The sequence below is a fragment of the Polynucleobacter hirudinilacicola genome, from assembly GCF_002192535.1.
GTDB lineage: Bacteria > Pseudomonadota > Gammaproteobacteria > Burkholderiales > Burkholderiaceae > Polynucleobacter > Polynucleobacter hirudinilacicola.
The window spans coordinates 1-11,879 of sequence record NZ_NAIA01000004.1 but is presented as its reverse complement, the minus strand read 5'-3'; the positions used below and the strand labels follow the sequence as shown (position 1 = coordinate 11,879).

Here is an 11,879-nt window from a genome sequence, read left to right as displayed (position 1 = left end):
TAGTTATCGTTTGTCAAAATCTGTTGCAGACCTCATGATTGGCCTCACGTTTAGGTTTGAATCTAATTAAATCACCCGATATTGATCTGCTTGTAAGAAAGAGGAATGTATATGGCCGAAGTAGTGGAAAAAGAACGTAAATTGGATTTGGGTGGAAGAGAGTCCATCTATCAACCAGAAGATAAAACCCAAATTTATCCGTATCAACCAAAATTCAAAAATTTTGCTGAGGAACGTCAGCATCTCAAGGAGCGGTTGGTTGCTGCTTGCAGAGCATTCGCTTTAGAAAAGTTTGATTATGGTTTTGCAGGACACTTAACCGTTCGTGATCCAGAGTTTCCAAATTGCTATTGGACAAATCCAATGGCTGTGCATTTTGATCAAGTGAAGGTGTCTAACTTAATTTTGGCAGATCACGAAGGTAATGTCATAGAAGGCAAGCATGCATTAAATCGTGCTGGCTTTGTATTGCACGCAGCCGTTCATGAAAAGCATCCTGACATTGTTGCGATGTGCCATGCCCACACCGTTTATGGAACCGCATTTGCATCACTTGGTAAGCCATTAGATCCAATCTCACAAGATGCCGCTGCATTCTTTGAAGATCACATGGTGTTAGCAGAGCAGGCTGGTCAAGTAGCCGTTGAAGATAACGCTGGCTATCAAGTAGCAGGATCATTGAAGAAAGTGAAAGCAATCATTCACCGTAATCATGGTTTATTGACAGTAAGTCGTCATAGCATTGAAGCAGCAGCGTTTTGGTTCATCGCCTTAGAGCGTTGTTGCAAGCAGCAGATGATGGTTGAAGCCACAGGCATTAAGCCTATATTGTTACCTCCAGAAGTGGCGCGCTACAGTCGTGAGCACGTCGGTAGTGAGTACATTGGCTGGTTACATTTCCAGCCAATCTGGGGTTATTTAAAAGAAAATCAGCCAGATATGTTTGCGTGATTGAAAAGATTTACGCTCAAAGAAAAATCCCAGCAATGCTGGGATTTTTTAATTGCTCGAGAGAACTTGCTCGAGTTGATGGATGAGACTTTTTCTAGCACGGGTTGCATGTAACTCAGAGAGCTCAGCCGCTTTTTTCTCATCACCATTTTGAATTGCATCTGCAATTGCTTGATGCTCATCCCAAATGGCCGAGCGTTGAGTCAATTGCAAGACTGCGCCCATGACTCGACGTAAATGAGCCCAATGTAGGTGAGCGCTCTTCGCAATGAGTGGGTTTTCGGAGGCTTCATAGATTGCACTATGAAAAGCAATATCAGCATCGATTAATGCTCTGACATCCCCTTTTTCAGAAACAGCACGACCATGTTTGATGAGGGCGGGATCAAGTACACACTTTTTGCTAGCTGCGAGTTTTGCGGCTAAAGAATCCAATGCACCACGTACCTCATACAGCTTATCAATCCACTCGATATTCAAAGCTGTAACTTGTAAGCCTCTTCCGGGAGCATCTTCTACAAAGCCATCATTTTTGAGCTGACGCAGAGCTTGGAGAACCGGCAGGCGAGAAACATTCATCTGCTCAGCAATCTCTTCCTGGGTAATCCGGGTGCCGGGCTGCAAAGAACCATCACTAATGGCATCCAGCAGCGCCTTATAGACTGCTTGGACGTAATCAGTTCTGGCTGGGAGTTTATTGAGTTGAGAAAGCATCTTTTTCGTGTTCTGGGTGCCTGAAATACGTGTTTTGGGGCTGCACCCCTATAAAAAATATTATATACTCTGTATACAGTATACAAAGAGTATAGAAATCTAGTCAATTCACAGGAGACTTTAGTAATGACAAGCAAACAGGAACAGGCAGAAAAGAAGGTAGGCGCTTCTGCTGGAACAAGTGCAAAGCCACAGAAATTGGTTCCCTATGGTGGTTACTACACCAATAAAGTTCCTGGTCATGATCCAGAGCTGACAGAAGTTGGTCCCGGCACGCCAATGGGAGAATATATGCGTGGGTTTTGGCATCCCGTATGTATGTCACTAGAGTTAACGGATACGCCAAAATTTTTAACTATCTTGGGCGAAGAATTAGTCGCGTTCCGTGATGGTAGCGGTAGGGTTGGTGTATTACATGCACACTGTGTGCATCGTGGTGCATCACTTGAATATGGTTTGATTCAAGAGCACGGTATTAAGTGCTGCTATCACGGCATGGTATTTGATGTCGATGGCACTTGTTTAAATGCACCTTTTCCCAAGGGTGAAGAAGCTGAAGCAAAAAAATATGCCTGCTCAATTCAGCAAGGCGCATACAAAGCGTTCGAAAGAAATGGTTTGGTATTTGCATACATGGGGCCTCCTGATAAAGAGCCGCCATTTCCAGAGTGGGAGTCTGACTTCACGGTAGCACCTGGCGATGAACTAGTGCCTTACAGTAATTTCCAGCACTGCAATTGGTTGCAAGTTCAAGATAATGCTGCTGATAATTTCCACACCGCAGAATTGCATGCTGCTAAAAACGTTGTGGGCGGTCATTTTCAAGGCACAACATTTGATGAAGTGGGCGCCCCAACCATGGAAGTCCATCCAGATATGCAGTTTGTGCCAATCCATGGCGGTAGAGGCTTGGCCTGCTCTGGCGCGCGCCGTGTTAACAACGATAAATTGTTTATTCGTGTTCAACATCAAGTACTACCAAACCTTAGTTTGCATGCCTACACTTCTGAAGATGGTTCTAATAAGAAATTATTCAGCCGCTTTCATATTATTCGCTGGACAGTTCCAGTCGATGACTTTAATAGCAAGATGATTGGTTGGCGAGTGATGGGTCCTGGTATTGATACTCGCGGTATCGGACAAAAAGAGTTGGTTGGCTACGAGTCAATTGACTTTTTAGATGGTCAAGTTGCCTTGAGAAGGGCCGAGCGTTTTGGCAAGCATACGATTAACGACATCGTGGATATCCCATCAGATCATAGGACACGTTCAAATTACAAGATGGCGCAATATGCACCTGGCGACTACGAGGCCATCATTAGCCAGAGACCAATTGCGATTCATGCACTAGAAAATCCGACCAAGTTTGATGCGGGCCCATATTTATTCAGAAAGCTGTTACGCGACGCGGTTCGCGGCTCCAATCCAGCAGCTAGTGCAGAAGCATTTTCTGAGTGGCTCAAAGAATTTAATGGTGCTCCCAATAGTTATTGCTCTGGTAACGTGTTTGATTTACCAATTGGCGCTACCACTGAAGAAGAGGTTGCGCAAAGACGCTTTGTTGCTAAGAGTGTGATTTCTATTCTCACAGAGAGCGAGCAGTGCAAAGGGAAAGAGCGTGAGGTCTTCGTGAAGCAAAAAATGGAAGAGCTTGAGCAAACTGCAAAAGCACAATTTAAGCATTAATCTATAGATCAGAAGAGATGGGCTGCGATTGCAGCCCATTCTTTATGTGGAGTGAGACAAAAAGTGAATAACATTTCCAGTTCAGACTCTGAAGAGCTAGTGATTGAGGTTCAAAGTACTGGCCAAAAAATTAGCGTCACGAGATCTGAATCAATCATTGATGCTTTGGCAAGATCGGGTATTGATATACCTACTTCATGCCAATCTGGTTTGTGTGGTACTTGCAAGACCAGATATATCAATGGCGATATAGAGCATGGCGACTGCATTTTGAGTGATGACGAACATCAGGAGTACCTAACTCCTTGTATCTCGCATATCAGAAGTGGAACCTTGGTCCTTGATCTATAAAAAAATCTATGTATTAGGTGCGGGTGCTGTTGGTTGCTACTTCGGTGGCATGTTAGCCCGCACGCATCATGATGTGACTTTTATCGCTAGGCCCGAGCGTGCTAAGGTTCTTAATGAGGCTGGCTTGGAAATGGATTGCAAATCATTTCATGAAACGATTGCAGTCAAGGCAAGTACTGAGCTCTCGATTTTGAGCGATGCCGATTTACTTTTGCTGAGTGTGAAGTCGCTCGATACTGAACGCACAATTGCACAAGTTCAATCTATCCTACCAAGTAAGGCAGTGATTCTGAGTCTGCAAAATGGCGTAGCCAATATTGACGTTGCCTCCAAGGTGGTTGCCAATCCAATTTATGCGGCAGTGGTTTATGTTGCTGCAGGGATGATTGCTCATAGAACGGTGAAGCATCACGGCAGAGGTGAGTTACTGATTGGCAATCCATCACAAGTCAATGACCAAGATGATCAATACCTTCAAGGGATTTGCGCCTTATTTGAGGGGGCAGGTGTACCTTGCTCAATTACGCCACAGATTAAGAGAGATATGTGGCTGAAGTTTTTAGTGAACTGTTCTTTTAATGCCATTTCAGGAATTGGTCAGATTCCTTATGGAGAAATGGTGAAATCCCCCGAGATTGTTAAGTTGATTGAGGAAATTACTAAAGAGTTTCTAGCGATTGCTGCACTTGAAGATGTCAATATCACGATGTCTGAAGCCGTCGCAATCAATGCCTCTATAGCGACCACGATGGTCACCCAAGTTTCTTCTACTGCCCAGGATCTGGCCAGAGGAAAAATGACAGAGATTGATTTCTTAAACGGCTATATCGTGGATTTGGGTAAGCGATACGGAATTGCTACACCCTTTAACGAATCTGTTCATGCCTTAGTCAAGATGTTGGAATCGCAAATTAAATAGAGGGGTTTGATCCTTCTGCATCAATTTGCTTTTCCCAAGAGGCGTCTATAAATGCAGGTAGTTTCATGCATTCATGAAAGATTTTCATGAGGGTAGGATAGGCGCTGACATCCATCTTAGTACTTAAGGCATTAAATATTTGTGGCACTAGGCAAATATCAATGAGGCCAGGCTGATCTCCGCAAGCAAAACGACCGACACGTGGGTCGCCACTCAATTGCTTTTCCATACTATCAAGACCTATTTTGATCCAATGCTGATACCAGGCATCTTTCGCCTCATTATTGGCTCCCACTTGCTTGATTAAGTAGCGTAGCACCCGTAAGTTACTAATAGGATGAATATCAATCGCAATATCCATCGCCAATGAGCGCACCCAAGCACGATCGATTGGAGAACTTGGTAGCAAAGCTGGTTGTGCCTGAATCTCTTCTAAGTATTCAATAATGGCTAGCGATTGATGAATACTATTTTTTCCATCATCCAATAATGGTACTAGACGGTTTGGATTTTTATTCCCGTAACCCTCGGACATTTGTTCACCACCATTTTTAGTGAGGTGAACTGGAATGATTTCGTAATCCATGCCTTTGAGGTTTAGTGCAATGCGAACGCGGAAGGCTGCTGAGCTACGCCAATAGCTATAGAGCTGGGGTTTCATATGAATGCTTTCGTTTGACTCGTTGCCCACAGTATATTGATGAAGCAAATTTGAGAGAAGGTCTTTTCAATTGCTTTAGACTGCTTGCTATGGAAGATATTAATTTTTGGATTGGCATCATCGCAACCATGGCTTTCGCCGTGACCGGTGTTTTAGCTATTGCAGACCGTGGAGTAGATATTTTTGGTGTTTTAGTGCTGGGCTTGATCACCGCAATCGGCGGGGGAACCATTCGAGACATTATCTTAGAGGCCCCTCCCTTCTGGGCTGAGAACCAGATTTATGTATGGCTTGCGCTAGGTGCTAGCGTGCTCACCTTTTTTGCAGAATCTTTTTTTACTCAACCGCAGATATATCGGTGGATGTTATACATCGATGGTTTTGGTGCTGCACTATTTGCGATTCAGGGGGCAGATAAAGCTTGGGGTATGGATTTTGGTTTGCCAGTTGCGCCCGTAATCTTGGGAGTCATTACAGCCATTGGCGGAGGTTTACTAAGGGATATTTTGGCTGGACGCAAAACACTCTTAATGTCACATGAGTTATATGCCATTCCAGTAACACTGGGATGCTGTGCTTATGTGCTGGTGTTGAACTTTATTCCTCAATATGCGATCGAGGGTTCCGTACTGTGTATGTTGGGAATCTTTGGGCTACGCGCAGCCGCTATTTACTGGGATCTGCGCGTACCAAAGATGTTTATTACTAAAACGCGCTAACAGCTCCGTCACTGCGTGGGTCCCAGCCACCACGCAGGGTGCCTGACGGATCACGAATGATGCAACCAGCGTGACCAACTGTCTCATCAAAAGCATCTAACATCTCAATGTCATGACCCATGGCATGTAATTCTTTTGCAACCCATGGACTAAAGCGAGACTCTAATTTCAGACTATCGCTTGTTTGACCCCAAGTACGACCGAGCAACCAGCGTGGACGACTAATTGCATCTTGTGGATCAAGTCCATAAGTAGCGGTGCGCGTAAAAACTGCACATTGCGTTTGCGGTTGACCATCACCACCCATGGTGCCGTACACCATTGAGCGACCATCTTTGAATAAAGCCATGGCCGGATTGAGTGTGTGGAAAGGTTTGCGATAAGGCTCAAGATGATTTAGCACCTTGGGATCTAATGAGAAGCTGCAACCCCGGTTCTGCCAATTCACACCAGATTTTGGCAGAACAATGCCAGCCCCAAACTCGTGATAGATACTTTGAATGAAAGAGACGCAGTTACCATCGCCATCAATCACGCCCATCCAGATGGTATCTGCAGGGCCTTTGCCTTGACCCCAAGGTAAGGCTTTTTTGGGGTTGATATTCTTAGCAAGTGTTTTCAAGAATGCGGGAGATAAAAACGCTTGTGCATTTTTTGTCATGTAAGCCGGATCAGTTACAAACTGATCCCGAATCTTAAATGCTTGTTTGGTTGCTTCAACGCAGTGATGCACATACTCAGTACTATCTACCTTGAAGCGTTTTAAGTTCAATTGATCCAAGATGCCAATGATCATCAATGACACCACGCCTTGCGTAGGCGGAATCATGTTGTATACCTTACCGGTACTATGCTTGAGCTCAAGTGGATCAATCAATTTTGCGTGGTGACGATGCAAGTCGCTTAAGCGCAGAGGGCTGCCAATATCAGTCAGTTCTTTTGCTAATAAATCAGCAAGATCACCACGATAAAAATCATCCGTACCTTTGCTTGCAATTTGACGCAATGTTTTAGCAAGACGCTCTTGCTTAAAGATGCTGCCAACCGCTGGTGCTTTACCGTTTACTAAGAATGTCTTAGAGAAACCAGGGATAGAGCTGAGTTCCTCACGCTTCTTAGCGGTTAAGCTTGATTGACTGTGAGTAACTGGCACACCGGCTTCAGCGTAATGAATAGCATCAGCCAATAAACGCGATAAAGGAATCTTGCCGCCGAGACCTTGTTTGGAGAGTTTGTGTGCGGCACCCCAACCTGAGATCGTGCCAGCAACAGTATTGGCTGCAACTGGACCACGAAATGGAATCGCTTTAGTAATACCGCGCTCTGCATACCATTGTTTGCTAGCTAAACCAGCAGCAGCGCCACAAGCATCAATACCACCCATTGCTTTACCGGGCGAATGAATTACCCAGAATGAGTCACCACCGATTGAATTCATATGAGGATAAACGACAGCAATGGTGGCTGCAGCAGCCACCATTGCTTCTAATGCGTTACCACCTTCTCTCAGAACTGCTAATGCCGATTCAGAAGCAAGGGAATGCGGTGCGACCGCCATCCCTTGAATACCCCACTTTGCTTGCATTGCAAAACCCCTCTATTTTTTTGTACAACTATTTTTATATTATTTATTTTCTCGCAATTGTCGCTCGATATCCGCACTAGAGTCTACGGTGATCTCATTTTGCTCAACTCCAGCAAGTGGATCAACGGAGGGCCCGCTGGCATCAAAGGCAGCAGTCGGCTTATCAACAAAGTAGGTTACTGTTTCTGGGATGAATATGATGATCGCCACCAGAATCAGTTGCAGGCCAACCCACGGTAGTGCTCCATAGTAAATATCCGAGCTTTTGACGGTTTTATCAGCTACCCCTCGTAAGTAAAACAAGGCAAATCCAAATGGTGGATGCATGAATGAAGTCTGCATATTGGCACCGAGAAGCACGCCAAACCAAATCAGATCAATACCAAGTTTTTCTGCAACTGGAGCCAACAATGGAATGATGATGAAGGCGATTTCAAAATAGTCTAAGAAGAAGGCTAAGAAAAAGACAAATAAGTTCACCACAATCAAGAAGCCGATTTGTCCGCCTGGCAGGCCTGTTAAGAGCTCCTCAATCCAAAGGTCCCCATCTACTCCGCGGAAGGTCAAGCCAAATACCGTAGAGCCAATCAGAATGAAGATCACCATGGCATTAATACGCATGGTGGAGGTCATTGCCTCCCAGACTAAAGTTTTTTGTAGGCGCTTGTTCATTGCTGCGAGAACTAATGCCCCTACAGAACCCATGGCACCACCTTCAGTTGGTGTAGCTAGGCCCATCAAGATCGTTCCCAGCACTAAGAAGATCAGTGCAATTGAAGGGACAATACCCCAGAGGATTTTCTTAAATAACTTCCAATCAATTTTTGGGCGTGCTTCTGGTGGAAGCGCTGGCACATCTTGTGGTCTAAAGATCGACAAGAAGAAAATGAATAAACAGAACAGAGCCACTTGAATAATGGATGGTCCAATAGCGCCAGCATACATATCACCAACAGACTTACCTAACTGGTCAGCCAACACAATTAATACGAGTGATGGTGGAATCAATTGGGTAATGGTTCCTGATGCAGCAATCACTCCGGTAGCTACACGTGGGTTATAGCCATAGCGCAACATGATTGGTAGGGAAATTAATCCCATTGCAATCACAGATGCGGCCACGGTTCCAGTAATCGCACCGAGAATCGCGCCAACAATAATGACGGCATAAGCTAAGCCACCACGGACTGGGCCAAACAACTGACCCAAGCCTTCGAGCATGTCTTCTGCTAATCCACATTTCTCCAGAATCGCACCCATGAAGGTGAAGAAGGGAATGGAGAGTAGCAAGTCATTCGAGAGAATACCGAATACTCGGTCTGGCAGCGCTTGTAAGAAAGTGGGCTGAAACATGCCCATTTCGATGCCGATAAATGCAAAGAATAAGCCAACAGCGCCAAGCGAAAAAGCAGCTGGATATCCGAGTAATAAAAATATAATTAAGCCCCCAAACATGATGGGGGCCATCAAATCATGGCTAATCATTGCAGAGGTCTTTCGTACTTAGGATCGATTTGAATCATGCCAATAATGGCAGCGTAGCGTTTGATAATTTCTGAAATACCTTGGAGTGTTAATAAGAAAAAGCCCAAAGTAATCGCGCCACGAACTGGCCAACGAATCAGGCCACCTGGGTTACTCGAAGTTTCATTTTGAATGATTGAAGTAATAAAAAATTCCCAGGAGTAATACCCAATAATGATGGTTACTGGTAAGAAGAAAACAATGCCACCCCAAAAGTCCAACCAGAGTCGGAGCTTGTTGGGGTACATTGCATAAAGTACGTCTACTCGCACATGTTCATTGAGACGGAAAGTGGTTGCAGCACCAAACATCACCATGCCGGCGAATAGATACCACTGCGCTTCTAGCCAACCGTTGGAGCTGACATTGAAGCCATACCGAATCAGCGCATTTGCTGTGCTGACCAGTACGGCTATCAATACCATCCAACTCGCTAATACACCAAAACGGTCATTTAAACGATCAACGAAACTTGCAAAAACTAAAAATTGTTTTGGCATATCAGATTCTCAGTAAGTTTTTATTTGACTGGATTAGTCAACATGAAGCTCATGAGAGTTTGCTCAGCAACTTTGTTCCACAACATTTGATCGTTGCGGAATTTTTTCCAAGGCTCGTAAATCTTCTTGAACGATGGATTTTTAGCTGCTTCTTCTTCATACATTTCGAAGGCTGCATTTGATGCAGCTTTCATAATTTCTGTTGAATAAGACTGTAGCTTCACACCGTTCTTAATTAAGCTTTGCAAGGCGATTGGGTTTTTGTAGTCGTACTCGGCCATCATGTCGATGTTGCACTCTGCACACGCTGAAGCCAAAGCTTCTTGGTATTGCTTAGGCAATTTTTCCCATTCCTTGATATTGACGTACATGGAGTACATCGAGCAAGCTTCCCACCATCCTGGGTAGTAGTAGTAAGGGGCAATTTTGTAGAAGCCGAGTTTTTCATCGTCGTAAGGACCAACCCACTCAGCCGCATCAATCACACCTTTTTCAAGCGCTGGATAAATATCACCGCCGGCGATTTGTTGTGGAATTGCTCCTAAGCGGGACATGACTTCGCCACCGAGACCAGCGATACGCATCTTCAGGCCTTTAAGGTCAGCAACAGTCTTGACTGGCTTTTTGAACCAGCCACCCATTTGAGTGCCGGTGTTGCCTGCTGGGAAAGAAATAATGTTGTAGTCGCGCAAGAACTCACGTTGGAGCTTTAAGCCACCACCCCAATACATCCAGGCATTTTGCTGGCGCTGGTTCATACCAAAAGGAACGGTAGTATCAAAAGCAAAAGTCTTATTTTTGCCGACAAAGTAATAGCCAGCAGTGTGGGTGCACTCTACAGTCCCTTGTTGTACGGCATCAACAGTACCGAAGGCTGGAACGATTTCGCCTGCGCCGAAAATACGAATTTGGAACTTGCCATCAGTCAAAGCGGCAACGCGTTTGGAGATGAACTCACCACCACCATAAATAGTGTCTAAGCTCTTTGGAAAGCTTGAGGCACAGCGCCATTTCACTTCTGGCATGGATTGGGCTATCGCCGGTGCAGCCAATACGCCTGCAGCTGCACCAAGTGCGGTTTTACCTAAAAAGTCACGTCTTTTCATTTGAATTGCTCCTTGTTGGATATTTATAGGGCGGCATTTTTAGTAATGCCTTTTTATTCACTTCTGAGACTATTAAAACGAATTGGGGTTTTATTTCTTAATGTAGTTTGCACCCAGATGCACAGATGCGCACCCTCTTTGTGCATACTGCCATAAAAGTGGGCTAATCCCTATTAACTTCGTGGTTTATGGGGGCGTTGCAGTAAATCCACATTTCTCGGGAAAACCCCGAGTCAAATTCATGAGGAATTACCCTAAGTAATGGATTTCTTTGATTTTTTTCAAAGCATAATCGGCGGGTTGTTTTTTTATTTAATAAAAATAGTTAGGAGCTACTGATGTCTACAGCACACAAAGCAGCCCCAATGACCGCTGAAGAGCGCAAAGTTATTTTTGCTTCCTCATTAGGTACGGTTTTTGAGTGGTACGACTTTTATCTTTACGGTTCATTGGCTGCCATTATGGCCAAGCAGTTTTTCTCAGGCTTAGATGCTGGCTCTGCCTTCATTTTCGCTTTGCTAGCGTTTGCTGCTGGTTTCATCGTGCGTCCATTCGGCGCATTGGTGTTCGGCCGCTTAGGCGATTTGATTGGCCGTAAGTACACCTTCTTGGTCACCATCCTCTTGATGGGTGGCGCAACCTTTATTGTGGGTTGTTTGCCTAACTATGCAACTATCGGTGTTGCTGCTCCAGTAATCTTGATTGCATTACGTATGCTTCAAGGTTTAGCTTTGGGCGGTGAGTACGGTGGTGCTGCTACTTACGTTGCAGAACATGCGCCTCATGGTAAGCGTGGTGCCTACACAGCTTGGATTCAAACAACTGCTACTTTAGGTTTGTTCCTTTCCTTGCTCGTGATTTTGTTCACACGTGAATTTACTGGTCCAGACTTTGATGTTTGGGGCTGGCGTGTTCCATTCCTCCTCTCCATCGTATTGTTGGGCGTTTCTGTATACATCCGTTTATCGATGAACGAATCCCCAGCCTTTAAGAAGATGAAGGAAGAAGGCAAACTCTCCAAAGCTCCTTTGACAGAGTCACCCTTCGGTCAATGGAAGAACTTGAAGATTGTTATCTTGGCATTGTTTGGTCTGGTTGCAGGTCAAGCGGTGGTTTGGTACACAGGCCAGTTCTATGCCTTGTTCTACCTGACTCAAGTATTG

At 44.9% G+C, this 11,879-nt stretch carries 12 protein-coding genes; 6 read left to right on the top strand and 6 right to left on the bottom strand.

Annotated elements, in window-relative coordinates; all coding sequences use genetic code 11:
• Positions 1 to 111: 111 nt before the first annotated feature.
• Positions 112 to 951, top strand: coding sequence for a class II aldolase/adducin family protein (locus B6A14_RS09930; protein WP_087910359.1), 840 nt, complete (start codon positions 112 to 114; stop codon positions 949 to 951).
• A 48-nt stretch (positions 952 to 999) separates the two neighbouring features.
• Here B6A14_RS09930 and B6A14_RS09925 read toward each other — a convergent pair whose 3' ends face one another.
• Positions 1,000 to 1,665 carry a GntR family transcriptional regulator gene (locus tag B6A14_RS09925; protein WP_087910358.1) on the bottom strand — a complete coding sequence of 222 codons (666 nt, stop codon included), beginning with the start codon at positions 1,663 to 1,665 and terminating at the stop codon, positions 1,000 to 1,002.
• A 126-nt stretch (positions 1,666 to 1,791) separates the two neighbouring features.
• Between B6A14_RS09925 and B6A14_RS09920 the strand changes: the two genes are divergently transcribed.
• From B6A14_RS09920 to B6A14_RS09910, 3 genes are all read left to right on the top strand, one after another.
• On the top strand, positions 1,792 to 3,351 hold the full coding sequence (locus tag B6A14_RS09920) for a Rieske 2Fe-2S domain-containing protein (protein WP_087910357.1): 1,560 nt from the start codon (positions 1,792 to 1,794) through the stop codon (positions 3,349 to 3,351).
• 63 nt (positions 3,352 to 3,414) lie between these two features.
• Positions 3,415 to 3,702 carry a 2Fe-2S iron-sulfur cluster-binding protein gene (locus B6A14_RS09915; protein WP_236635730.1) on the top strand — a complete coding sequence of 96 codons (288 nt, stop codon included), beginning with the start codon at positions 3,415 to 3,417 and terminating at the stop codon, positions 3,700 to 3,702.
• Positions 3,677 to 4,621, top strand: a complete 945-nt coding sequence (locus tag B6A14_RS09910) for a ketopantoate reductase family protein (protein WP_236635729.1) — start codon at positions 3,677 to 3,679, stop codon at positions 4,619 to 4,621. The genes B6A14_RS09915 and B6A14_RS09910 overlap by 26 nt, the downstream gene beginning before the upstream one ends.
• On the opposite strand, the gene maiA is transcribed toward B6A14_RS09910, so the two are convergent.
• The gene (maiA, locus tag B6A14_RS09905; RefSeq protein WP_087910354.1) at positions 4,614 to 5,282 is read right to left on the bottom strand and encodes a maleylacetoacetate isomerase; all 669 of its coding nucleotides are present in this window, start codon (positions 5,280 to 5,282) and stop codon (positions 4,614 to 4,616) included. The genes B6A14_RS09910 and maiA overlap by 8 nt on opposite strands.
• An 89-nt stretch (positions 5,283 to 5,371) precedes the next feature.
• On the opposite strand from maiA, the gene B6A14_RS09900 reads away from it, so the two are divergent.
• Positions 5,372 to 6,001 carry a trimeric intracellular cation channel family protein gene (locus B6A14_RS09900; protein ID WP_087910353.1) on the top strand — a complete coding sequence of 210 codons (630 nt, stop codon included), beginning with the start codon at positions 5,372 to 5,374 and terminating at the stop codon, positions 5,999 to 6,001.
• Here B6A14_RS09900 and ggt read toward each other — a convergent pair.
• The 4 genes from ggt to B6A14_RS09880 are packed head-to-tail and all read right to left on the bottom strand — an operon-like array spanning position 5,988 to position 10,716.
• Positions 5,988 to 7,586 carry a gamma-glutamyltransferase gene (gene ggt, locus B6A14_RS09895; protein WP_087910352.1) on the bottom strand — a complete coding sequence of 533 codons (1,599 nt, stop codon included), beginning with the start codon at positions 7,584 to 7,586 and terminating at the stop codon, positions 5,988 to 5,990. The two genes, B6A14_RS09900 and ggt, sit on opposite strands and share 14 nt — an antisense overlap.
• Positions 7,587 to 7,625: 39 nt before the next feature.
• Complete coding sequence (locus tag B6A14_RS09890; protein ID WP_087910351.1) at positions 7,626 to 9,071, bottom strand: TRAP transporter large permease; 1,446 nt, start codon at positions 9,069 to 9,071, stop codon at positions 7,626 to 7,628.
• On the bottom strand, positions 9,068 to 9,610 hold the full coding sequence (locus tag B6A14_RS09885; RefSeq protein WP_087910350.1) for a TRAP transporter small permease subunit: 543 nt from the start codon (positions 9,608 to 9,610) through the stop codon (positions 9,068 to 9,070). The genes B6A14_RS09890 and B6A14_RS09885 overlap by 4 nt, the downstream gene beginning before the upstream one ends.
• A 20-nt stretch (positions 9,611 to 9,630) precedes the next feature.
• The gene (locus B6A14_RS09880; RefSeq protein ID WP_087910349.1) at positions 9,631 to 10,716 is read right to left on the bottom strand and encodes a TRAP transporter substrate-binding protein; all 1,086 of its coding nucleotides are present in this window, start codon (positions 10,714 to 10,716) and stop codon (positions 9,631 to 9,633) included.
• A gap of 338 nt (positions 10,717 to 11,054) precedes the next feature.
• Between B6A14_RS09880 and B6A14_RS09875 the strand changes: the two genes are divergently transcribed.
• Positions 11,055 to 11,879, top strand: an 825-nt coding sequence (locus tag B6A14_RS09875; RefSeq protein ID WP_129560424.1) for an MFS transporter, incomplete at its 3' end; no start/stop codon positions are given.